The following is a 21,893-nucleotide window of genomic DNA, read 5'->3' on the forward strand; positions in this document are numbered from 1 at the left end:
AAGAACGCCGGTTTGTAGATGTGTTTGCTCGCACGAACATCATCCATCAAACCGGCGTTCTTGTTTCTGTCTTTCCCGGGATTCCGTGAAGAACCTAAAAAAAGGGCCATCCCCTGCCAAGGAAAATGGCCCCTAAGCACTTGCCTGAAGAAGGTATCGCCGGTCAGCGCGCGGTGATCACCGCCAGCTTGCTGATCCCGGCACGCTCGATCGCCGCCATTGCCCGGGCGACCTCGCCATAGTTCACACCATCGTCGGCCTGCAGCTGCACACGCAGCTCGGCGTCCTTGTCCTTGGCAGCCTTGAGGTTGGTCTCCAGCAGGTCGGGCTGGATCTCGTCCTTGTTGATGAACAGCTTGCCGCTGCCGTCGATGCTCACCACCAGCGGGTCCTTCTGCTCCACCGGGGCCACGGCCTCGGTCTTGGGCAGGTTGATCGGGATGGCGTTGGTCAGCAACGGCGCGGTGACGATGAACACCACCAACAGCACCAGCATGACGTCCACCAAAGGCGTGACGTTGATTTCACTCAACACTTCATCGCTGTCCTGGGTTGAGAAGGCCATGTCAGGACGCCTCCTTCACAGGTTGGGTAAAGCCGGTGTGCTGGCGCTGCACCGCCGGGTGCACCAGCACGCGGAAGGCACTCTTCTGCGCCAGGCTGTAGAAGTCGTGGGCGAAGTCGTCGAGGTCGGCGGCGGTCAGCTTGAGGCGACGGAGGAAGTAGTTGTAGACCAGTACCGCTGGCACCGCGACGGCGATCCCCACGCCGGTGGCCACCAACGCCGCGCCGATGGGCCCGGCCACGGTCTCCAGGCTCGCCGAGCCCGCCGCGCTGATGCCCTTGAGCGCCTCCATGATGCCCCACACCGTGCCGAACAGGCCGATGAAGGGCGAAGTGCTGCCGATACTGGCCACCACCGCCAGGCCGGTTTCCAGCGAACGACGCTCACGGACGATCTGCTGGCGCAAGGCGCGCTCCAGGCGGTCCTGGTGGTTGATGGCCTGACTGAGGTCACTGGCCTGGCCAGGCTCACCGACCGCAATCGCCGCAAATCCCGCCTGAGCGACACGGGCGGCCGGGCCAGGCAGGTCGTGGGCCGGCTCGGCGGCGGAGTCGAGGCTGGACGCAGCCCAGAACTGCTGGTGGAAGCGCTTGTCCTGGTTCTTCAGGCGCACGAACTGCACGACCTTGACCAGGGCCAGCGCCCAAGTGGCGACGGAGAAGCCGACCAGCAGCCAGATGACCGCGCCTTCAACGGATTCGAGGGGAGATGCCAACACGCTCATGATGAAGTCCTTCCTGTGTGCGCTCGCAAGTTAACGAAGCTTGAAATCGATCGGTACGCTGACCCAACCCAGCTGGGCCACCTCGCCCTGCTTGGCCGGGACGAAGCTCCAGCGTTTCACCGCCGCCAGCGCGGCGGCGTCCAGGGCGTCGCGACCACTGCTTTTCTGGATCTGGATCTGCCCTGGCTTGCCACTGGGCAGCACCTCGACGCGCAGCAGCACGGTGCCCTCCCAGCCACGGCGCTGGGCCATCTGCGGATATTCCGGCGCCGGGTTCTTGAGGTACGCGGCGTTGGCCGAGGCTGGCGTCACCGGGGCCGGGGCGGGTGGCGCAGGCGAAGGCGGAGCCGGCGCGGCCACGGACGTAGGCGTGGGTGGCGGCACTTCGACTGGTTTCGGCTGCGGTTTTGGCTGTGGCTTGGCCACAGGCTTGGGCACGACTTTCGGCTTGGGTTTGGGCTTGGCAGCCAACTCGTCGAGCACCGGCGGTGGCGGTTCGAGCACAGGCGCTGCCGGGGCTGGCGGCGGCGGCTCGACGACTGGCGGCGCGGGCGCGGCGAACTCGATGGTCATGGGCGGAATCTGCGGCGGCACGATGGGCAACGCCGGGGTCGGTGCCTGGTTGATCCAGTAGGCGACGGCACCGTGCAGGGCCAGCACCACCAGCACCAACGCCAGCTTGTCGCGTCGTTTGAGGCCGCTCAGCGGCGTGCGTTGCAGGCGTAACTGGCCAAGCGGCAGGCGTAGCGTGCGTCCGAGCTCGACCAGGTCGCCCGATGCCGGGTGCCCTGGCTGCTCAAAGGCCCTGACGGCCGTCTGGACATTACCCATTGCTAGAAACTCCTGGGGTGTTGATTCAGGTGTGTGGCTGAATCATCGGGCCTAGGGGCTTAGCTCATAAAGAAATGTTTAAACGTAAAACTAGACCAAAATGGAATAATTATTTCGATGGTCTGTCCACAACCCGCGTCTTTCGCGGCCTGCCGCAGAACAGCTTGCGAACGATGCCTTATCAGCATGCAAAATATTCGTTCAAGGCATCAATCCGCTGCGAGGGCTTTGCCCTCGATCGCTGGCAAGCCAGCTCTCACAGGTCATTGCAGCAGACCCTGTACTGTGGGAGCCGGCTTGCCGGCGATGGGCTGCAGCGCAGCCCCGACTATCCGCCAGCACATAAAAAAACCCGGGACCATGCCCGGGCTTTTCCTTTCATGCCTGCAGCTCAGACATCCGCCACCTTCTGCCACACCTTCGGCCGGAAGAACAACGTCTCCCCGCGCGCCAACCCGGTCAGGCTGTCGTGATCCTTGACCACCTCGGCCTCGATCAGCTCGCTTTGCCCTTCCACCTTCAAGGTGACCCGGGTGGTCGCGCCCAACGGGCGGATATCGCGGACCTCGGCGGCATGGTGGCCTTCGGTCTCATGGCGCGACAGCGACACCTCGTGCGGGCGGAACAGCACATGGTGGCCTTCACTGAGCGCCAGGCGGTTGGAGTCACCAAGGAAGTGGTAGACAAAGTCGTTGGCCGGCTTTTCGTACACCTCGCCGGGCGAACCGATCTGCTCGATCACGCCCTTGTTCATCACCACGATGCGGTCGGCGACTTCCATGGCCTCTTCCTGGTCGTGGGTAACGAATACCGAGGTCAGGTTGATGTCCTCGTGCAGCCGCGCCAGCCAGCGGCGCAGCTCCTTGCGCACCTTGGCATCCAGCGCCCCGAACGGCTCGTCGAGCAGCAATACCTTGGGCTCCACCGCCAGGGCACGAGCCAGGGCGATACGCTGGCGCTGGCCACCGGACAACTGCTCGGGGTAGCGATCGGACAACCAGTCGAGCTGCACCATGTTCAGCAGCTCGTGGACCTTCTCGGCGATCTTGCTCTCGCTCGGGCGCTCGCCCTTGGGTTTCATGCGCAGGCCGAAGGCGACGTTGTCGAACACGCTCATATGGCGGAACAGCGCGTAGTGCTGGAACACGAAGCCGACGTTGCGATCACGCACGTCGTGCCCGGACACGTCTTCACCATGGAACACGATGCTGCCGTCATCCGGGGTTTCCAGGCCGGCGATAATGCGCAGCAGGGTGGTCTTGCCGCAGCCCGACGGGCCAAGCAGGGCAACCAGCTCGCCGCTGTGGATGTCCAGGTTGATGTTGTCCAGGGCCTGGAAGCTGTTGAAGCGCTTGCTGACGTTACGAACTTCGATCGACATGAATCATTCCTCCGCGGCGCTGTGGCGCAGGCGGTTAATACGGTTCTCGCTCCACTGCTTGAGCAGCAGGATGAAGAGCGCCAGGATCAGCAGCAGGCTGGCCACGCTGAAGGCCGCGACATGGTTGTACTCGTTGTAGAGGATCTCCACGTGCAGCGGCAAGGTGTTGGTGACGCCACGGATATGCCCGGACACCACCGACACCGCGCCGAACTCGCCCATGGCCCGTGCGGTGCACAGCACCACGCCGTAGATCAGGCCCCACTTGATGTTCGGCAGGGTCACGTGCCAGAACATCTGCCAGCCGTTGGCCCCGAGCAGGCGCGCGGCCTCCTCTTCCTGGGTACCCTGCTCCTGCATCAGCGGGATCAGCTCGCGGGCCACGAACGGCACGGTGACGAAGATGGTCGCCAGGACGATGCCCGGCAGGGCGAAGACGATCTGGATGTCGTGGTCCTGCAGCCACGGGCCGAACAGGCCCTGGGCGCCGAACATCAGCACGTAGACCAGGCCGGCGATCACCGGTGACACCGAGAACGGCAGGTCGATCAGAGTCACCAGGATACTTTTGCCACGGAAGCTGTACTTGCTCACGCACCAGGCGGCGCTGACCCCGAACAGCAGGTTCAGCGGCACCGAGATGGCCACCGCCAGCAGGGTGAGCTTGAGCGCCGACAAGGCGTCGGCCTCGAAGATCGCCTCGAAGAAGGTGCCGAAGCCGTTTTTCAGGGCCTGGGACACCACGATCACCAGCGGCAGGGCCAGGAACAGCGCAAAGACGATCCAGGCCAGGGTGATCAGCACGCGGCGCGAAGTGGCACTGCCACGCCGGGCGGCGTTGGCGGCGGCGGTTGTGCCAAGGGTTGATGAAGACATTACCGGGCCTCCTTCAAGGGGTTTCGATGCGCCGCTGCAGCAAGTTGATCAGCAGCAGCAGGATGAAGGAAACCACCAGCATCAATACGCCGATGGCAGTGGCGCCGGTGTAGTCGTACTGGTCGAGCTTGACCATGATCAGCAACGGCAGGATCTCGGTCTTCATCGGCATGTTGCCGGCGATGAAGATCACCGAGCCATACTCGCCAACGCCACGGGCGAAGGCCAGGGCGAAGCCGGTCAGCCAGGCAGGCAGCAAAGCGGGCGCCAGCACATGGCGGAACACCTGCAAGGGTTTCGCGCCCAGGCAGGCAGCGGCCTCTTCCACCTCACGCGGGATGTCAGCCAGCACTGGCTGCACCGTGCGCACCACGAACGGCAGGGTGACGAACGTCAGCGCCAGGGTAATGCCCAGTGGGGTGTAGGCGATCTTGAAACCAAGATCCGTGGCGAACTGGCCGACCCAGCCCGCAGGGGCGTACAAGGCGGTCAAGGCGATGCCGGCCACGGCGGTGGGCAGGGCGAACGGCAGGTCGATCATCGCATCGATGACCTTGCGCCCGGGGAAGGTGTAGCGCACCAGCACCCAGGCCAGCAGGGTGCCGATCACGCCGTTGATGATGGCGGCGAACAGGGCAGTGCCGAAACTCAGCTTCAGCGCGGCGATGACCCGCGGCGCGCTGACGATGTTCCAGAACTGCTCCCAGGTGAGCTGCGAGGCATGGATGAACATGGCCGCCAGCGGTATCAGCACGATCAGGCTGAGGTACACCAAGGTGTAGCCCAGTGTCAGCCCGAAGCCGGGTATGACGGGGGAAATGCGACGTGACATAAAGGTCCCTGGTTGAACGCACGAAGCCCGGGAGTCATCCCGGGCCGGTGCAGGCTACTGAAGGGTTTTGTTTGTGGAGCTGCTGCGCAGCCCTTTCGCTGGCAAGCCAGCTCCCACAGTGGCGGTGCATTCCCGCTTCCTGTGGGAGCCGGCTTGCCGGCGAAAGGGGCGCGAAGCGGCCCCGCTTGTTCATTGCCGATCACTGTGCCTGATAAATCTGGTCGAACACACCGCCATCGTTGAAGAACTTCGGCTGCGCAGTCTTCCAGCCACCGAAGTCCTTGTCGATGGTCACCAGGTCCAGTTTCGGGAACTGCTTGCCGAATTCGGCGGCGACCTTCGCGTCACGCGGACGGTAGAAGTTTTGTGCAGCGATCTTCTGGCCAGCCGGGCTGTACAGATGCTTGAGATACTCCTCGGCGATCTTCTCGTTGCCCTTCTTCTCGGCGTTCTTGTCGATCACCGCCACCGGCGGCTCGGCCAAGATTGACAGCGAAGGCACGACAATCTCGAACTTGTCGGCGCCACCGTCTTCCTTCAGCGCCAGGAAGGCTTCGTTTTCCCACGCCAGCAGCACATCGCCCTGCCCGTTGTTGACGAAGGTGATGGTCGAGCCGCGGGCGCCGGTATCGAGCACCGGCACGTGCTTGAACAGCTCCTGCACGTAGGCCTTGGCCTTGTCTTCGCTGCCGCCGGTCTTCAGGCCATAGGCCCAGGCGGCGAGGAAGTTCCAGCGGGCGCCGCCGGAGGTCTTTGGATTGGGCGTAATCACCGAGACGTCTTTCTTGATCAGGTCGCCCCAGTCCTTGATGCCTTTCGGGTTGCCCTTGCGTACCAGGAACACGATGGTCGAGGTGTACGGCGTGCTGGCGTCCGGCAGGCGCTTCTGCCAGTCCTCCGGCAGGGTCTTGCCAAGCTTGGCGATCTCGTCGATATCGCCGGCCAGGGCCAGGGTCACCACGTCGGCGCGCAGGCCGTCAATGACCGCGCGGCCCTGCTTGCCCGAACCACCGTGGGACTGCTGGATCTTCACCTTGTCGCCGGGGTTGGCGGCTTGCCAATGCTTGATGAACTCGGCGTTGTACTGCTGGTACAACTCGCGGGTCGGGTCATAGGACACGTTCAGCAATTCGTAGTCCTTGGCGATCGCGGAACCGGCAAAAACGGCACTGGCCAGGGCGGCAAGCGCATAACGGCGGATGGACATGGTGAAGCTCCCGATTGGCATTTTTCTAGTTTTGAAGGGGTGCGGTGTCAGCCGGTCTTGTTACCGGGCTGCTGCAGGCGGAACTTCTCCTTGCGTTCGATCTGCACCACCTGGGCGTTGTGCACGGTGATCTCCACCGCGCCAAAGCGCAGGTCGCGCAGGGCACTCTGGATTTCACGCAGAATGGTGGCTTCGTCCTGACCGTCGATGCTGCGCAGAGATGCACTCATGCTCGTTCTCCTGTGAGTAAGGGAGCCGGGCAGAGGTTTTGAAGGGGATTTGCGCCTGGCTTGAGGGCAATACTAGTGAGGCGCGGATATTCTTAAAAATACTGTTTAAGAATGTTTATATAACCATTAGCGCGAACACTGAACCCTGTGGAAGCTGGCTTGCCAGCGATAGCGTCGGTGAGGCTGACGACGCTATCGCTGGCAAGCCAGCTCCCACAGGGTGCGCGTGGTTCTCAGGAAGTCTTTTCCGGCTCGCGGATCTTGTACCAGGCCACGTACAGCGCCGGCAGGAACAACAGCGTCAGCAGCGTTGCGCTGATGATGCCGCCGATCATGGCATAGGCCATCGGCCCCCAGAACACTTCCCGGGCAATCGGGATCATGCCCAGGCTCGCCGCCGCCGCCGTCAGCAGGATCGGCCGGCGGCGGTGGTTGGTCGCCTCCACCACCGCGTCCCAGGGGGTGTAGCCCTGCTCCTCGAATTCGTCGATCTGGGTCACCAGGATCACCGAGTTGCGGATGATGATCCCGGCCAGGGCGAGGATGCCGAGGATCGCCACGAAGCCCATGGGCGTGCCCGTGGGTACCAGGGCCAGGACCACGCCGATCAGACCCAGCGGCGCGACGCTGACCACCAGGAACAGCTTCTGCACGCTGTGCAGCTGGATCATCAGGAAGGTCGCCATGAGGAACAGCATCAACGGAATTACGTCGGCGATCGGCCCCTGGGCCTTGCCGCTCTCCTCCACCGTACCGCCGGTGGCCACGCCGTAGCCGGGCGGCAGCTTGCCGGCGAACTCGTCGATCTTCGGCTTGAGCTGCGCCACCAGGTTGGTCGGCTGGATATCGCCGACCACCGAGGCCTTGATGGTGATGGTCGGCTTGCGGTCGCGCCGCCACACCAATGGCTGCTCCAGCTCGTAGCGCACGGTGGCGAACGCCAGCAGGGGAATGGATACACCGCTGGGGCTGACGATCTGCAGGTTCTGCAGGGTGTCGGGCGAGCCCCGCTCGCTGTCCTCGGCGCGGGCAATGACGTCGACCAGGTAGATGTTGTCGTTGACCTGGGTGACCGGCACGCCGCTGACGATGCTGTTCATCACATTGGCCACGTCTTCGGACGACAGCCCCAGCTGGCGTGCCTTGTCCTGGGCGATCTCGATGCGCAGCACCTTACCGGGCTCGTTCCAGTCGTACATCATGTCGCCGATATGTTCGTTGCCATCGAGCACCGTGGCCAGTTCGATGGCATAGCGGCGCACCTGGTCGATGTCCTTGCCGCTGACCCGGTACTGGATCGGCCGGCCCACCGGTGGGCCCATCTCCAGCGACTGCACGTTGCTGCCGATGCCGACGAAGTCCTCGCGCAGCAGTTTCTGCAGGCGCTCGATCATGCCCTGGCGCTCTTCGAAGCCCTTGCTGACGATCACCAGCTGGGCGTAATAGGGATTCTGCAGTTGCTGGTCGAGGGGCAGGTAGAAGCGGATCGCGCCCTGGCCGATGTAAGTGCTCCAGCGCACCAGGTCGGGGTCGTCCTTGATCTTCGCCTCCAGGCGATCCACCACCTTGCGCGTTTCCTCGATCGAGGCGTTCTGCGGCAGGTCGAGATCGACCAGGATCTCCGGGCGGTCCGAGGATGGGAAGAACTGGTTCTGCACGAAGCGCATGCCCACCACCGACAGTGCGAACAGCACGATGGTGCCGATCACCGTCACCCAGCGGTGGCGCATGCACCACAGCAGGCCATGTTCGAATGCCCGGCCCACTCGCCCGGGTTCGGCCTCGTGGGGCTTGAGCTTTTCGCTGCTGAGGATATGCACCCCCAGCACCGGGGCGAAGAACACCGCCACCACCCACGACACCAGCAGCGCCACGGCGATCACCGCGAACAAGGTATAGGTATATTCACCGGCCGAGCTGGCATTGAGGCCGATCGGCACGAAACCGGCCACGGTCACCAGGGTGCCGGTAAGCATGGGGAAGGCCGTCGAGGTGTAGGCGAAAGTCGCCGCCTGCTCTTTCGTCTCGCCCATTTCCAGGCGCGTGACCATCACCTCCACGGTGATCATCGCATCGTCCACCAGCAGCCCCAGGGCAATGATCAGCGCACCCAGCGATATCCGTTGCATGGTGATATCGCTGTACTCCATGAACACGAACACCATGGCCAGCACCAGCGGGATCGAGCAGGCCACCACCAGCCCGGCACGCACGCCCAGGCTGACGAAGCTCACCACCAGCACGATCACCACGGCTTCGAACAAGGCACTGGTGAAGCCGCCAACCGCCTGCTTGACCACCACCGCCTGGTCGGACACGGTGTGCACGCCGACCCCGACCGGCAGCTCGCTGACGATGCTGTCCATCTTCTTCTTCAGCGCCGCGCCGAACACCTCGATGTTGCCGCCGGCCTTCATGCCGATGGCCAGGCCGATGGCCGGCTGGCCGTTGTAGCGGAAGATCGGCGACGGTGGGTCGACATAGCCACGCTCGATGTCGGCGATATCGGCCAGGCGGAAGAAGCGGTCGTTGATGCGCAGGTTGACCGTCTCCAGGTCCTTCTCCGAGGCAAACTGCCCGGTGGTGCGCACCGAAATCCGCTCGGGGCCGGCTTCGATCACCCCCGCCGGGGTCACCGCGTTCTGCGATTTCAGCGCCTCCATGACCTGCCGCTGGTCGATGCCCAGGGCTGCCAGCTTGCGGGTGGAGAAGTTCAGGTAGAGCACTTCGTCCTGGGTGCCGATCAGCTCGATCTTGCCAATGTTGTGCACCTCGCGCACCTCGGCGCGGGCCTGCTCCACATAGTCGCGCAGCTGACGCAGGTTCAGGCCATCGGAGGTGAAAGCGTAGATCGAGCCGAACACGTCGCCGAACTCGTCGTTGAAGCCCGGGCCCTGTACACCCTGGGGGAACTGGCCGCGGATGTCCTGGATCTTCTTGCGCACCTGGTACCAGATGTCTGGAATGTCCTTGGCCTTGGTGGTGTCGCGCAGGTACACGTAGACCGTCGATTCACCGGGGCGGGTATAACTTTTCACGTAGTCGAGCGAATCGAGCTCCTCGAGTTTCTTTTCGATCCGGTCGGTGATCTGGTACAGCGTCTCGTCCTGGGTCGCGCCGGGCCAGCGGGTCTGGATCACCATGGTCTTGATGGTGAAGGACGGATCCTCCTCTCGACCCAGGTTGAAGTAGGAAAAAATCCCCATCAGCAGGCCGACGAACATCAGGTACCAGACGAAGGACTGGTGCTTGAGCGCCCATTCGGAGAGGTTGAAGCTTCCTTTCATCGTGCGTCCTCGTCGAAGATGACCTTCTGGCCAGGCTTGAGGCTGTTCACGCCGGCGGTGACGACGCGCTCGCCGGGTTGCACACCGGAGGACAGGATGATGCTGTCAGGGCCACGCTCCGCCAGAGTGACGTCACGGGTGGCCACGGTCTTGCCCTGCGGGTCGACCACCCAGACCTGGGTCTTGCCATCGCGCTCGAGCAACGCGGAACGCGGCAACTGGCTGCGCGGCGTCAGCGCCGAGGTCAGGGTGACGCTGATCGCGGTCCCCAGGTGGAAAGCCTCCGGGGTGCTGGCCAGGGTCAGGCGGGCGCGGCGGGTACGGGTGGTGGCATCAGCCTGGGGCTCCAGCTCGCGCAAGGTGGCAGTAGTGTTGATGCTGGTGTCGAGCTGCGAGGCGACGGTGAAGGTGAGGTCGCGGCTCAGTTGTTCGGCCAAGGCTATCGGCAGGTCGATCACCGCTTCCTTCACGTCCGGGCGCGCCAGGGTGACTACGGCCTGGCCGGCGCTGACAGTCTGCCCGGCCTCGGCCTGCCAGGCCGTGATCACCGCGGCATGGTCGCTACGCAGGGTGCTGTAATCGAGCTGGTCGCGGGCCTGGCTGACTGCCGAACGCGCCTGCGCCAGCGACGCGCCGGTAGTCTTCAGGTTGGTCTGGGCGATGTCCAGCTGGGCTTGGGCGCCGACTCCGCGGTCATACAGCTGTTGCTGGCGACGGGCATCGGCCTGGGCATTGATCCACTGCGCCTGCACCCGCGCGAGGTCGCCTTCGGCGGCACGCAGCTGGTTCTGCTGGTCGGTCGGATCGAGGGTGGCCAAGGTATCGCCCGGCCTGACCTGGGCCCCGACATCCAGCCAGCGCCTGGCGATACGACCAGACACGCGGAAACCCAAGGTGCTCTCGAAGCGCGCCTGGATGTTGCCGGCAAAGCGCCCAAGCTGCGCTTGCACCTGGGGCTCGACCACGGTCGACAACACCGGTCGCACGGGTTCGGGCTGGGCTTCCTCTCCACCACAGGCAGCCAGCAACAGGCAGGCAGACACTATCGGCAGCAACGGCCTCATGGCGCGACTCCCCCGTTTCTGGCATCGACCTTCTCGACCTGAATACCTGGGTTCAACAGCTGGCCACCACTGACCACCACCACCTCACCGGCCTCCAGGCCCTCGCTGATCACCACTTTTCCGGTCAGGTAGCGCGCCACCTGGACCTTGCGCAGTTGCGCCTTGTCACCCTCGCCGACCACCCACACGGCGGGCTCGTTCAGCGCCTTGGTCAGGGCTGACCAGGGCAGCTCGACGCTCGGTTTGCCATGGGCACTGGCCGACGCCGTCACCGGCGCACCCAGGGCCATGCCCTTGGGCACGTCGCGCAGGGCAACCTTGACCTGCACCGTGCCGCTTTGCGCAGAGACCGTCGGGGTGATCTCGCGCACGTGGCCTTGGGCGGTGATGGCGGGGTTGTCGATCAGGCTGACCGTCACACCCTTGTCACCGCTGGGTGCCACCAGCAGCGACTCATAGACATTGAACACCGCGTCACGGTCGCCATCGACCGCCAGGCTGAAGATCGGCATGGTCGCCTGCACCACTTGGCCGACTTCGGCCTGGCGCGCAGTGATCACGCCGTCGGCCTCGGACACCAATGCCGTGTAGCTCAGCTGCTCGTTGGCGTTGGCCAGTTGCGCCTGGGCGGCCTTGAGCGCGCTCTGGCTGCTGCGCAACGCGGCTTCAGCGGAGTCGTACTCGCTCTGGCTGGTGTAGCCCTTGGGCAAGAGTTTCTGCTGGCGCACGAACGCGGCGCTGGTCTGGGTAACCCGGGCCTGTTCGGCGAACACCTCGGCCTTGGCCGAATCGACGTTGTTCTGCAGATCCTTGGGGTCCAGGCGCGCCAGTACCTGATTGGCCTTCACGTGGTCACCGACATCGACGCTGCGCGCAATGATCTTGCCGCCCACGCGGAACGACAAGTCGGTCTGCACCCGCGCCTGCACGTCACCGGTCAGGGTGACCCGGGCAGCAAAGTCGGTGGGCTGCACCTGCTGCACCGCGACCCGGGGCAGCACCTGGCCGACCTCCTCCTTGCCACATCCTGAAAGCAGGGACAGCAACCCCAGGCAAACGACCAGCGGCACACGCTCTAGCGTCATGCAGGCTCCTTGCTTCTCTCAGGTGAAAGGGATGCGTTTGAAAGCGTAGATCAGGGATCGACAAACGGCATCGGCCAGGGTTCAACAAAGCGAGGCGGTATCGGCGATACTGCGTTCCGACCGCTCAAGGATGCCGCCTATGCTCACCACCCTGGCCATTGCCAACTACCGCTCGATCAACCAGCTGGTGCTGCCGCTGGGCCGGCTGAACGTGATTACCGGTGCCAATGGCAGTGGCAAGTCCAACCTGTACAAGGCCTTGCGTCTGCTCGCGGAGACCGCGCACGGCGGGGTGGTCAATGCGCTGGCCGCCGAAGGCGGGCTGGAGTCCACCTTCTGGGCCGGCCCAGAGAAGCTCACCCGCCGCATGCTCAGCGGCGAAGTGCCGGTAGAGGGCGGGCCGCGCCAGCATGTCAAACGCTTGAAGATGGGCTTTGCCGGCGCAGACTTCGGCTACGCCATCAGCCTCGGCCTGCCCGAACCCAGCCGGTCCAAGTTCGCCCTCGACCCGCAAATAAAGCTTGAAACCATCTGGGCCGGGCCCCTGTGCCGCCCCGCCAGCCAGCTGGTGCAGCGCAACGCGGCGATGGTCAAGGCCCGCGACGGGCGCCAATGGCAGGTGCTGCACCAGCACATGACCGAGTTCGACAGCCTGTTCGACCAGGTCGGCAGCCTGCAGGGCTCACCCGAGGTGCTGCACCTGCGCGAACAGATCCGCAGTTGGCGGTTCTACGACCACTTCAGGACCGACGCCGAGGCGCCTGCCCGCCAGTCACGGCTGGGCACCCGCACCCCGGTGCTGCATCACGACGGCCGCGACCTCGCCGCAGCGTTGCAGACCATCGATGAGATAGGCGACCTGCAGGCGCTGCAGAATGCGGTGAGCGATGCATTTCCCGGCGCACGCCTCACGGTCGATGCCCAAGCCGGCGGAATGTTCGCCCTGCGCTTGCACCAGGCCGGGCTGTTGCGCCCGCTGAGCGCCGCGGAACTGTCCGACGGCACGTTGCGCTACCTGCTGCTGGTGGCCGCCCTGCTTACCCCTCGCCCGCCGAGCATGATGGTGCTCAACGAGCCGGAAACCAGCCTGCACCCGGACCTGTTGCCGGCGCTGTCACGGTTGATTCGCCGCGCGGCGCGCCAGTGTCAGGTGTGGGTGGTGTCGCACGCTCCACGCTTGGTGGCGGCACTGGAAGAGGACGCGGACTGCAACTCGATCCACTTGGAGAAAACCCTGGGACAGACCGGGGTCGTCGGGCAGGGAATGCTCGATGAGCCGGCCTGGTACTGGCCGGATCAGAGCTGAAAAGAACGCGGGGCAAACCTGCTTCCACGAGTCCCGTGGAGGTCTCGTGGGGGCAGGTTTGCCTCGCGATGCGTCGGTTCAGGCCTGCGCGGTGGCCTGGGCCGGACGACGGACCTGCGGCTGCGAGACGTTCGCCGCGGCGCCCTCCTCGATGGCCTGCTGGATCGCCCGACGACGACGCTCCTCGGCCTGGCGGCTGAAGTACCAGACCATGAAAGTCACCAGCGACACCGACAGCAGGATCAGGCTGGCCACGGCGTTGATCTCCGGCTTCACGCCCAGGCGCACGGCCGAGAACACTTCCATCGGCAGGGTGGTCGAGCCAGGGCCGGAGACGAAGCTGGCCAGCACCAGGTCATCCAGCGACAGGGCGAACGACATCATGCCGCCCGCCGCCAGCGACGGTGCGATCATCGGGATGGTGATCAGGAAGAACACCTTCCACGGCTTGGCGCCCAGGTCCATGGCCGCCTCCTCGATGGACAGGTCCAACTCGCGCAGGCGCGCCGACACCACCACCGCCACGTAGGCTGCGCAGAACGTGGTGTGGGCGATCCAGATGGTGACGATGCCGCGCTCCTGCGGCCAGCCGATCATCTGCGCCATGGCCACGAACAGCAGCAACAGCGACAGACCGGTGATCACCTCGGGCATCACCAGTGGCGCGGTGACCAGGCCACCGAACAGGGTACGGCCCTTGAAGCGGGTGACCCGGGTCAGCACGAAGGCCGCCAGGGTGCCCAGCGCCACCGCGGCGACCGCCGTGTAGCAGGCGATCTCCAGCGAGCGCATCACCGAACCCATCAGCTGGGTATTGTCGAGCAGGCCGACGTACCACTTCACCGACCAGCCGCCCCATACCGTTACCAGCTTGGAGGCGTTGAACGAGTAGATCACCAGGATCAGCATCGGCAGGTAGATGAACAGCAAGCCGAGCACCAGCATCAGCTTGGAGAAACTGAAGCGTTTCATGCGCGGCCCTCCATCTCTTTGGCCTGGCTGCGGTTGAACAGCAGGATCGGTACGATCAGGATCGCCAGCATCACTACCGCCAGCGCCGATGCCACCGGCCAGTCACGGTTATTGAAGAACTCTTGCCACAGCACTTTACCGATCATCAGGGTTTCCGGGCCGCCGAGCAGTTCAGGAATCACGAACTCGCCCACCACCGGGATGAACACCAGCATGCAGCCGGCGATGATGCCGTTCTTCGACAGCGGCACGGTGATCTTCCAGAAGCTGTTGAAGGTGCTCGAGCCAAGGTCGGATGCAGCTTCCAGCAGGCTTTCGTCGTGCTTCACCAGGTTGGCGTACAGCGGCAGGATCATGAACGGCAGGTACGAATAGACCACGCCGATATACACCGCCAGGTTGGTGTTGAGGATCTGCAGCGGTTGGTCGATCAGCCCCAGCCACAGCAGGAAGCTGTTGAGCAGGCCGTTGTTGCTGAGAATGCCCATCCAGGCGTAGACGCGGATCAGGATCGCAGTCCAGGTCGGCATCATGATCAGCAGCAGCAGGACGGTCTGCGACTCTTTCCTGGCCTTGGAGATGGCATAGGCCATCGGGTAGCCGATCAGCAGGCAGAGCAAGGTGCTGAAGAAGGCCACCTTGAGCGAGCCGAGGTAGGCCGCGATGTACAGCTCGTCCTCGGTCAGCAGGCCATAGTTGGCCAGGTTCAGCACCAGCTGGACCTTGCCTTCCAGGTAGGTGTAGATCTCGGTGTACGGCGGGATGGCCACATCGGCTTCGGCAAAGCTGATCTTCAGGACAATGAAGAACGGCAGCATGAAGAACAGGAACAGCCAGATGAACGGCACGCCGATCACCAGGTGCCGCCCCTCCGGGACAAGGCGCTGGAATGCTCGCTTGAGCTTGCGGATTTTCATGACCGCAGTACCACGCCGCTGTCGTCTTCCCACCACACGTAGACTTCGTCGTCCCAGGTCGGGCGGGTGCCCTGGCGCTCGGCGTTGGCGACGAACGACTGGACGATCTTGCCGCTGGGCAGCTCGACGTAGAACACCGAGTGGCCGCCGAGGTAGGCGATGTCGTGGACCTTGCCGCGCGACCAGTTGTGCTCGCAGGTCGGCTGCTCGGTGGTGACCAGCAGCTTTTCCGGCCGCAGGGCGTAGGTGATGTGCTTGTCCTCGACCGAGGTGGTGACACCGTGACCGACGTAGATCTTGCGCTCCAGCTCCGGGCTGGCGATGACCGCATGGCCTTCGGCATCGTCGACCACTTCGCCTTCAAACAGGTTGACGTTGCCGATGAACTCGCAAACCAGGCGGCTGGTCGGGGTTTCATAGATATCGATCGGGCTGCCGATCTGGGCGATCCAGCCCAGGTGCATGATGGCGATGCGCTGGGCCATGGTCATGGCCTCTTCCTGGTCGTGGGTCACCATCACGCAGGTCACGCCCACGCGCTCGATGATCTCCACCAGTTCCAGTTGCATCTGCGAGCGCAGTTTCTTGTCCAGCGCGCCCATCGGCTCATCGAGCAGCAGCAACTTGGGGCGCTTGGCCAGCGAGCGTGCCAAAGCGACGCGCTGGCGCTGGCCACCGGAGAGCTGGTGCGGCTTGCGCTTGGCGTACTGGGTCATGTGCACCAGCTTGAGCATCTCGGCCACGCGGGCGTCGATCTCGGCCTTGGGCATCTTGTCCTGCTGCAGGCCGAAGGCGATGTTCTGCGCCACGGTCATGTGCGGGAACAGCGCGTAGGACTGGAACATCATGTTGATCGGCCGCTCGTAGGGCGGCATGTCGGTGATGTCGACGCCATCGAGGAAGATCCGCCCTTCGGTCGGACGCTCGAAACCGGCCAGCATGCGCAGCAAGGTGGACTTGCCGGAACCGGAGCCGCCCAGTAGGGCGAAGATCTCGCCCTTGCGGATTTCCAGGGACACATCGTCCACGGCTACCGTTTCGTCGAACTTTTTCGTGACCCGGTCGATCTTGACCAGCACCTGCTTGGGTTGCTGGCCACCCTCGAGGGCTTTCTTATAGGCACCGGAGGCAACTGCCATGAGTGAAACTCCCAACAAGATTTGTGTGCCCGCCGCTGCGCTGGCGGGCCTGGATTGTTACTTGCCCGACTTGACCTTGGTCCAGCTGCGGGTCATCAAACGTTGCACCTTGGGTGGCAACTCGGCGTTGACGAACATCTTGTCCAGCACTTCCTGCGGTGGGTAAACCGCGGCGTCAGTCCTCACGGCCTGGTCCATCAGGTCGCCAGCCTTGGGGTTCGGGTTGGCGTAACCGACGTAATCACTGACCTGGGCGATAACCTCAGGTTTCAGCAAATAATTGATGAAGGCATGGGCCTCCTTGACGTTGCTGGCGTCCTTGGGAATCGCCAGCACATCGAACCAGAGGTTGCCGCCTTCCTTGGGGATGGCGTAGGCCAGCTTCACGCCCTTCTTCGCCTCTTCAGCGCGGGCCTTGGCCTGGAACACGTCGCCGGAGAAACCGGCGGCCACGCAGATATCGCCGTTGGCGAGATCGGTGATGTATTTCGAAGAATGGAAGTAAGTCACGTAGGGACGCACGGCCAGCAGTTTCTTCTCTGCATCGGCGTAGTCCTTGGGGTTGCTGCTGTTGGGGTCGCGGCCCATGTAGTTGAGCACCGCCGGCAGCATCTCGTCGGCGGAGTCGAGGAAGGCCACGCCGCACTTGCTGAGTTTCTTCATGTTCTCAGGCTCGAACAGCACCGCCCAGGAATCGATCTTGTCGGTGCCCAGCGCCGCCTTGACCTTCTCGACGTTGTAGCCGATGCCATTGGTGCCCCACAGGTAGGGGACGGCGTACTGGTTGCCCGGGTCGTTCTTCTCCAGGCGCTTCATCAGCGCCGGGTCGAGGTTCGCATAGTTGGGCAGCAGGTCGCGGTCGAGCTTCTGGAACGCGCCCGCCTTGATCTGCTTGCCGAGGAAATGGTTGGACGGCACGACCACGTCATAGCCGGTGCGCCCGGCCAGCAGCTTGCCTTCCAGCGTCTCGTTGCTGTCGAAGACGTCGTATTTGGGCTCGATCCCGGTTTCCTTCTGGAAATCGGCGAGCGTGGTGGGGCCGACATAGTCGGACCAGTTGTAGATGTGCACTGTGGGCGCCGCTTGGACGCTGCAAGCCAGCGTCAGACCCGCTCCGGCCATCAAGGCCTGGCGAAAAACAGAAATAGACAAGTGGGTGGTCCTCACAATCAGTGCCTTTGCGGGCAGTAAACCTCGGCCGCACACGCAAAACCGGCGCGCAACTTACCTTCACGGCGTGGATGCCGCAAACTTATTTGCCTTTACTGGCCTCTGGGCCGGAAAAGCCCGGCCCAGAGGTTGCCGCATCGGGCTTACTTGCCCGACTTGATCTTGGTCCAGCTGCGGGTGATCTCGCGCTGGGCGGTCTTATCTGGCGCCTTGATCGCGTAGAGCTGCGCTTTCACTTCCTCGGAAGGGTAGATCGCCGGATCGCTGGTAATGTCCTTGTCCACGAACTCGGTGGCTGCCTTGTTACCGTTCGGGAAACGCACGGCGTTGGTAATACCGGCCATGACTTTAGGCTGTAGCAGGTATTCCATGAACTTGTAGGCGGCGTCGACGTTCTCGGCATCTTTCGGAATCGCGACCATGTCGTAGAAGGTGCCGGCACCTTCCTTCGGAATGACATAGCTCAGCTTGACCTTGTCGCCGGCCTCGTGGGCACGTGCCTTGGACTGCTCCAGGTCACCCGAGTAGCCCACGGCCACGCAGATGTTGCCGTTGGCCAGGTCCGAGATGTACTTGGAAGAGTGGAAGTAGGTGATCGAAGGGCGGATTTTCAGGAACAGGTCCTCGGCCGCCTTCAGGTCTTCCTTCTTGGTGCTGTCGCTCGGTTTGCCCAGGTAGTGCAGCGCGGCCGGGATCATCTCTGTCGGCGCATCGAGGAAACTCACGCCGCAGCTCTTGAGCTTGGCGATGTTCTCTGGCTTGAACACCACGTCCCACGAGTCGATCTTGTCGATGCCCAGCGCGGCCTTGACCTTCTCCGGGTTGTAGCCGATGCCGATGGAGCCCCACATGTAGGGGAAGGCGAACTTGTTGCCCGGGTCGCTGGCATCGCCGACCGCCTTGAGCAGGGCCGGGTCGAGGTTTTTCCAGCTCGGCAGCTTGGAGCGGTCCAGCTCCTGGTAGACGCCGGCCTTGATCTGCTTGGCCAGGAAGTTGTTGGACGGCACGACGATGTCGTAACCCGACTTGCCCGCCAGCAGCTTGGCTTCAAGGGTCTCGTTGCTGTCGAAGACGTCGTAGACGACCTTGATGCCGGTCTCTTTCTCGAAGTTGGCCACGGTGTCCGGGGCGATATAGTCCGACCAGTTGTAGACGTGCAGCACCTTGTCGTCAGCCTGAACAGCGGTGGCCATGGCACCCATCAGGGCGGCGGCCAGCAGCGTCTTGCCCAATTTCTTCATGCGTAATGCTCCAGAATTTATTATCAAGCCATCTGTTCAGCAGCCAGGTACCACGGGACGCGCGTTGGGCGACTAAACAGCCGTTAGTCTGGCAAGTTACAAGGCGCTGTTTCAACAGAAGCAGGGCCTTGCAACGACATTAATGTCACCTCGCCAGCCTAGCAGACTGTCATTTGACCGCCTCGTAGGTCAGATCCAGGCACTTGCGCGCCTTTTCCACCAGTTCGTCGATCTCTTCGCGGCTGATCACCAGCGGCGGCGCAATGATCATGGTGTCGCCCACCGCGCGCATCACCAGGCCGTTCTCGAAGCAATGGGTGCGGCAGATCATGCCGACGCCCCTGCCCTCATAGCGGCTACGGGTGGCCTTGTCCTTGACCAACTCGATCGCGCCGAGCAGGCCCAGGCCGCGCACCTCGCCCACCAGTGGGTGGTCCTGCAGCTCACGCAGTCGTTTTTGCAAATACGGTGCCGTTTCGTTGCGGGCACGCTCGACAATCTTCTCGTCGCGCAGGATGCGCAGGTTTTCCAGGCCCACCGCTGCCGCCACAGGGTGGCCGGAGTAGGTGAAGCCGTGGTTGAAGTCACCACCTTCGCTGATCACCTTGGCCACTTTGTCACGCACGATCACACCGCCCATGGGGATGTAACCGGAGGTCAGGCCCTTGGCGATGGTCATCAGGTCGGGGGCAAGGTCGTAGTAGTCGGAGCCGAACCACTCGCCGGTACGGCCGAAACCGCAGATCACTTCGTCGGCGACGAACAGGATGTCGTACTTGGCGAGGATCTCCTTGATCTTCGGCCAGTAGGTCTCCGGCGGAATGATCACCCCGCCCGCACCCTGGATCGGCTCGGCGATGAAGGCTGCGACGTTGTCCTCGCCGACTTCGAGAATCTTCTTCTCCAGCTGCTCGGCCGCCCACACGCCGAATTCGTCCGGGGTCATGTCGCCCCCCTCACCGAACCAGTACGGTTGCGGGATATGCACGATGCCCGGGATCGGCAGGCCGCCCTGCTCGTGCATGCCACTCATGCCACCCAGGCACGCACCCGCAAAGGTGGAGCCGTGGTAGCCGTTGATGCGGCCGATGATGGTCTGCTTGTGCGGCTTGCCCTTCAGCGCCCAGTAGTGGCGAACCATGCGCAGCACGGTGTCGTTGCCCTCGGAACCGGAGCCGGTGAAGAACACATGGGTCATGCCCTTGGGCGCCACGTCGGTGATCGCCTTGGCCAGCTCCAGCGCCGGCGGGTGGGCGGTCTGGAAGAACAGGTTGTAGTACGGCAGTTCGCGCATCTGTTTTTCTGCCGCCTGCACCAGCTCTTCGCGGCCATAGCCGACCGCCACGCACCACAGGCCGGCCATGCCGTCGAGGATCTTGTGCCCCTCGCTGTCCCACAAATGCACACCCTGCGCCTTGGTGATGATGCGCGGCCCCTTTTCCTTCAGCTGTTTGTAGTCGCTGAAAGGTGCAAGGTGGTGCTCGCCGCTCAGGGTTTGCCATTCACGGGTTTGCGGGTTGTTGACGCTCATGTGCTTCTCCATGGTCCGGTGGCCGCGCCCTGGCGGCCTCAGGGTTGATCACACAGCAAACAGCAGGAACTCTCGCTCCCAGGAGCTGATGACGCGCTTGAAGTTCTCGTGCTCGGCACGCTTGGTGGCGACGTAGCCGGTGATGAATTTCTTGCCCAGGTACTGCTCCAGCGCGCGGCTGATTTCCATGCGCTCGAGGGCGTCCTCGATGGTCAGCGGCAGGCGCAGGTTTCGGCGCTCGTAGCCACGACCCTGGACTGGCGCGCTGGCCTCGATGCCTTCGACCATGCCGATATAGCCACACAGCAGGCTGGCGGCGATGGCCAGGTACGGGTTGGCGTCGGCGCCCGGCAGGCGGTTCTCGACCCGGCGGTTCTGCGGCCCGGCATCCGGTACGCGCAAGCCGACGGTGCGGTTCTCTTCGCCCCACTCGACGTTTACCGGCGCGGAGGTGTCCGGCAGGAAGCGGCGGAACGAGTTGACGTTGGGGGCGAACAGCGGCAGGGCCTCGGGGATGAACTTCTGCAGGCCGCCGATGTGATTGAGGAACAGCTCGCTCATGCTGCCGTCGGCGTTGGAGAAGATGTTCTTGCCGGTGACGGCATCGACCACGCTCTGGTGCAGGTGCATGGCACTGCCCGGCTCGCCGGTCATCGGCTTGGCCATGAAGGTGGCGGCCACGTTGTGCTTGAGCGCCGCCTCGCGCATGGTGCGCTTGAACACCAGGATCTGGTCGGCCAGGTGCAGCGCGTCGCCGTGACGGAAGTTGATTTCCATCTGCGCCGTGCCGTCCTCATGGATCAGCGTGTCGAGGTCCAGCTGCTGCAGCTCACACCAGTCGTAGACGTCCTCGAACAGCGGGTCGAACTCGTTGGCCGCCTCGATGGAGAACGACTGCCGCCCCGTTTCCGGGCGACCGGAACGACCCACTGGCGGCTGCAGCGGAAAGTCGGGATCTTCGCTACGCTTGGTCAGGTAGAACTCCATCTCGGGCGCGACGATCGGCTGCCAACCCTTGTCGGCGTAGAGTTTCAAGACCTTCTTCAGCACATTGCGCGGCGACAGTTCGACCGGGTTGCCCTTCTTGTCGTAGGTGTCGTGGATCACCTGGGCGGTCGGCTCGATGGCCCATGGCACGAGAAACACCGCGTTCTCGTCGGGGCGGCAGATCATGTCGATGTCGGCCGGGTCGAGCAGTTCGTAATAGATGTCATCGTCGACGTAATCGCCGGTCACGGTCTGCAGCAGCACGCTCTCGGGCAGGCGCATGCCCTTTTCGGCGATGAATTTGTTGGTCGGCGAGATCTTGCCGCGGGTGATGCCGGTCAGGTCACTGATCAGGCACTCCACTTCGGTGATCTTGTGCTCTTTCAACCAATCGGTGAGCTGGTCGAGGTTGTTACTCATAAATACCTCAGGAGGTAATGTGGCGCGGTTGGCGGCAACCGGCGGCCACTGACGCCAGGCGTCGGACAAAGTCGGCGCGCAGCGCGCCGAGGGGCCTGGACAGGCCCGCGCCTTGATTCTGGATGCTG

At 63.6% G+C, this 21,893-nt stretch carries 19 protein-coding genes; 1 reads left to right on the forward strand and 18 read right to left on the reverse strand.

Annotated elements, in window-relative coordinates:
- Window positions 1-163 precede the first annotated feature (163 nt).
- The 11 genes from ACVWY1_RS01760 to ACVWY1_RS01810 form a co-directional block, all read right to left on the reverse strand.
- Entirely contained in the window at window positions 164-565 is a 402-nt protein-coding gene (locus ACVWY1_RS01760; protein WP_028688526.1) for an ExbD/TolR family protein, read from the reverse strand.
- A gap of 1 nt (window position 566) precedes the next feature.
- Window positions 567-1,289: a MotA/TolQ/ExbB proton channel family protein gene (locus ACVWY1_RS01765; RefSeq protein ID WP_102684750.1), complete on the reverse strand. Its 723-nt coding sequence runs from the start codon at window positions 1,287-1,289 to the stop codon at window positions 567-569.
- A 30-nt stretch (window positions 1,290-1,319) separates the two neighbouring features.
- Window positions 1,320-2,120: an energy transducer TonB gene (locus ACVWY1_RS01770; RefSeq protein WP_457377718.1), complete on the reverse strand. Its 801-nt coding sequence runs from the start codon at window positions 2,118-2,120 to the stop codon at window positions 1,320-1,322.
- A 391-nt stretch (window positions 2,121-2,511) separates the two neighbouring features.
- Entirely contained in the window at window positions 2,512-3,501 is a 990-nt protein-coding gene (locus tag ACVWY1_RS01775) for a sulfate/molybdate ABC transporter ATP-binding protein (RefSeq protein WP_102684752.1), read from the reverse strand.
- Window positions 3,502-3,504: 3 nt separating this feature from the next.
- Complete coding sequence (cysW, locus tag ACVWY1_RS01780; protein WP_277502295.1) at window positions 3,505-4,377, reverse strand: sulfate ABC transporter permease subunit CysW; 873 nt, start codon at window positions 4,375-4,377, stop codon at window positions 3,505-3,507.
- 13 nt (window positions 4,378-4,390) lie between these two features.
- On the reverse strand, window positions 4,391-5,209 hold the full coding sequence (gene cysT, locus ACVWY1_RS01785; RefSeq protein WP_023629656.1) for a sulfate ABC transporter permease subunit CysT: 819 nt from the start codon (window positions 5,207-5,209) through the stop codon (window positions 4,391-4,393).
- Window positions 5,210-5,408: 199 nt separating this feature from the next.
- Window positions 5,409-6,416, reverse strand: coding sequence for a sulfate ABC transporter substrate-binding protein (locus ACVWY1_RS01790; RefSeq protein ID WP_457377719.1), 1,008 nt, complete (start codon window positions 6,414-6,416; stop codon window positions 5,409-5,411).
- A gap of 47 nt (window positions 6,417-6,463) precedes the next feature.
- On the reverse strand, window positions 6,464-6,646 hold the full coding sequence (gene oscA, locus ACVWY1_RS01795; protein WP_003258557.1) for a sulfur starvation response protein OscA: 183 nt from the start codon (window positions 6,644-6,646) through the stop codon (window positions 6,464-6,466).
- A gap of 233 nt (window positions 6,647-6,879) precedes the next feature.
- Window positions 6,880-9,933 carry an efflux RND transporter permease subunit gene (locus tag ACVWY1_RS01800; RefSeq protein WP_102685444.1) on the reverse strand — a complete coding sequence of 1,018 codons (3,054 nt, stop codon included), beginning with the start codon at window positions 9,931-9,933 and terminating at the stop codon, window positions 6,880-6,882.
- Window positions 9,930-10,997 (reverse strand): efflux RND transporter periplasmic adaptor subunit, encoded by a 1,068-nt coding sequence (locus ACVWY1_RS01805; protein WP_457377720.1) that lies wholly within the window; start codon window positions 10,995-10,997, stop codon window positions 9,930-9,932. Before ACVWY1_RS01805 ends, ACVWY1_RS01800 begins: the two co-directional genes overlap by 4 nt.
- Window positions 10,994-12,082 (reverse strand): efflux RND transporter periplasmic adaptor subunit, encoded by a 1,089-nt coding sequence (locus ACVWY1_RS01810; RefSeq protein WP_102685442.1) that lies wholly within the window; start codon window positions 12,080-12,082, stop codon window positions 10,994-10,996. Before ACVWY1_RS01810 ends, ACVWY1_RS01805 begins: the two co-directional genes overlap by 4 nt.
- Before the next feature lie 139 nt (window positions 12,083-12,221).
- On the opposite strand from ACVWY1_RS01810, the gene ACVWY1_RS01815 reads away from it, so the two are divergent.
- A complete protein-coding gene (locus ACVWY1_RS01815) occupies window positions 12,222-13,388 on the forward strand; it encodes an AAA family ATPase (protein ID WP_457377721.1) in 1,167 nt (388 codons plus the stop codon).
- Between the two features lie 78 nt (window positions 13,389-13,466).
- Here the strand turns inward: ACVWY1_RS01815 and ACVWY1_RS01820 are convergent, their stop codons facing one another.
- From ACVWY1_RS01820 to ACVWY1_RS01850, 7 genes are all read right to left on the reverse strand, one after another.
- Window positions 13,467-14,360, reverse strand: a complete 894-nt coding sequence (locus tag ACVWY1_RS01820) for an ABC transporter permease subunit (protein WP_277502300.1) — start codon at window positions 14,358-14,360, stop codon at window positions 13,467-13,469.
- The gene (locus tag ACVWY1_RS01825) at window positions 14,357-15,277 is read right to left on the reverse strand and encodes an ABC transporter permease subunit (protein ID WP_023630467.1); all 921 of its coding nucleotides are present in this window, start codon (window positions 15,275-15,277) and stop codon (window positions 14,357-14,359) included. The genes ACVWY1_RS01820 and ACVWY1_RS01825 overlap by 4 nt, the downstream gene beginning before the upstream one ends.
- Entirely contained in the window at window positions 15,274-16,416 is a 1,143-nt protein-coding gene (gene potA, locus ACVWY1_RS01830) for a polyamine ABC transporter ATP-binding protein (RefSeq protein WP_046853740.1), read from the reverse strand. The genes ACVWY1_RS01825 and potA overlap by 4 nt, the downstream gene beginning before the upstream one ends.
- A gap of 57 nt (window positions 16,417-16,473) precedes the next feature.
- Window positions 16,474-17,568: a polyamine ABC transporter substrate-binding protein gene (locus ACVWY1_RS01835; protein ID WP_046853739.1), complete on the reverse strand. Its 1,095-nt coding sequence runs from the start codon at window positions 17,566-17,568 to the stop codon at window positions 16,474-16,476.
- A gap of 161 nt (window positions 17,569-17,729) precedes the next feature.
- On the reverse strand, window positions 17,730-18,827 hold the full coding sequence (locus ACVWY1_RS01840; protein ID WP_139674374.1) for a polyamine ABC transporter substrate-binding protein: 1,098 nt from the start codon (window positions 18,825-18,827) through the stop codon (window positions 17,730-17,732).
- 169 nt (window positions 18,828-18,996) lie between these two features.
- Window positions 18,997-20,358, reverse strand: a complete 1,362-nt coding sequence (locus ACVWY1_RS01845; RefSeq protein ID WP_198755004.1) for an aspartate aminotransferase family protein — start codon at window positions 20,356-20,358, stop codon at window positions 18,997-18,999.
- Window positions 20,359-20,406: 48 nt separating this feature from the next.
- Window positions 20,407-21,765 carry a glutamine synthetase family protein gene (locus ACVWY1_RS01850; RefSeq protein WP_038707014.1) on the reverse strand — a complete coding sequence of 453 codons (1,359 nt, stop codon included), beginning with the start codon at window positions 21,763-21,765 and terminating at the stop codon, window positions 20,407-20,409.
- Between the last annotated feature and the right edge of the window lie 128 nt (window positions 21,766-21,893).

The sequence above is a fragment of the Pseudomonas sp. TE6288 genome (assembly GCF_054062095.1).

What these genes read in the sequence shown, in the direction of transcription:
- ACVWY1_RS01850 (WP_038707014.1), bottom strand. Translation starts at nt 21,765, where the DNA reads ATGAGTAACAACCTCGACCAGCTCACCGATTGGTTGAAAGAGCACAAG.
- ACVWY1_RS01840 (WP_139674374.1), bottom strand. Translation starts at nt 18,827, where the DNA reads ATGAAGAAATTGGGCAAGACGCTGCTGGCCGCCGCCCTGATGGGTGCC.
- ACVWY1_RS01845 (WP_198755004.1), bottom strand. Translation starts at nt 20,358, where the DNA reads ATGAGCGTCAACAACCCGCAAACCCGTGAATGGCAAACCCTGAGCGGC.
- ACVWY1_RS01815 (WP_457377721.1), top strand. Translation starts at nt 12,222, where the DNA reads ATGCTCACCACCCTGGCCATTGCCAACTACCGCTCGATCAACCAGCTG.
- ACVWY1_RS01810 (WP_102685442.1), bottom strand. Translation starts at nt 12,082, where the DNA reads ATGACGCTAGAGCGTGTGCCGCTGGTCGTTTGCCTGGGGTTGCTGTCC.
- ACVWY1_RS01805 (WP_457377720.1), bottom strand. Translation starts at nt 10,997, where the DNA reads ATGAGGCCGTTGCTGCCGATAGTGTCTGCCTGCCTGTTGCTGGCTGCC.
- ACVWY1_RS01800 (WP_102685444.1), bottom strand. Translation starts at nt 9,933, where the DNA reads ATGAAAGGAAGCTTCAACCTCTCCGAATGGGCGCTCAAGCACCAGTCC.
- ACVWY1_RS01820 (WP_277502300.1), bottom strand. Translation starts at nt 14,360, where the DNA reads ATGAAACGCTTCAGTTTCTCCAAGCTGATGCTGGTGCTCGGCTTGCTG.
- cysW (WP_277502295.1), bottom strand. Translation starts at nt 4,377, where the DNA reads ATGTCTTCATCAACCCTTGGCACAACCGCCGCCGCCAACGCCGCCCGG.
- ACVWY1_RS01770 (WP_457377718.1), bottom strand. Translation starts at nt 2,120, where the DNA reads ATGGGTAATGTCCAGACGGCCGTCAGGGCCTTTGAGCAGCCAGGGCAC.
- ACVWY1_RS01775 (WP_102684752.1), bottom strand. Translation starts at nt 3,501, where the DNA reads ATGTCGATCGAAGTTCGTAACGTCAGCAAGCGCTTCAACAGCTTCCAG.
- ACVWY1_RS01790 (WP_457377719.1), bottom strand. Translation starts at nt 6,416, where the DNA reads ATGTCCATCCGCCGTTATGCGCTTGCCGCCCTGGCCAGTGCCGTTTTT.
- potA (WP_046853740.1), bottom strand. Translation starts at nt 16,416, where the DNA reads ATGGCAGTTGCCTCCGGTGCCTATAAGAAAGCCCTCGAGGGTGGCCAG.
- ACVWY1_RS01765 (WP_102684750.1), bottom strand. Translation starts at nt 1,289, where the DNA reads ATGAGCGTGTTGGCATCTCCCCTCGAATCCGTTGAAGGCGCGGTCATC.
- ACVWY1_RS01760 (WP_028688526.1), bottom strand. Translation starts at nt 565, where the DNA reads ATGGCCTTCTCAACCCAGGACAGCGATGAAGTGTTGAGTGAAATCAAC.
- oscA (WP_003258557.1), bottom strand. Translation starts at nt 6,646, where the DNA reads ATGAGTGCATCTCTGCGCAGCATCGACGGTCAGGACGAAGCCACCATT.
- cysT (WP_023629656.1), bottom strand. Translation starts at nt 5,209, where the DNA reads ATGTCACGTCGCATTTCCCCCGTCATACCCGGCTTCGGGCTGACACTG.
- ACVWY1_RS01825 (WP_023630467.1), bottom strand. Translation starts at nt 15,277, where the DNA reads ATGAAAATCCGCAAGCTCAAGCGAGCATTCCAGCGCCTTGTCCCGGAG.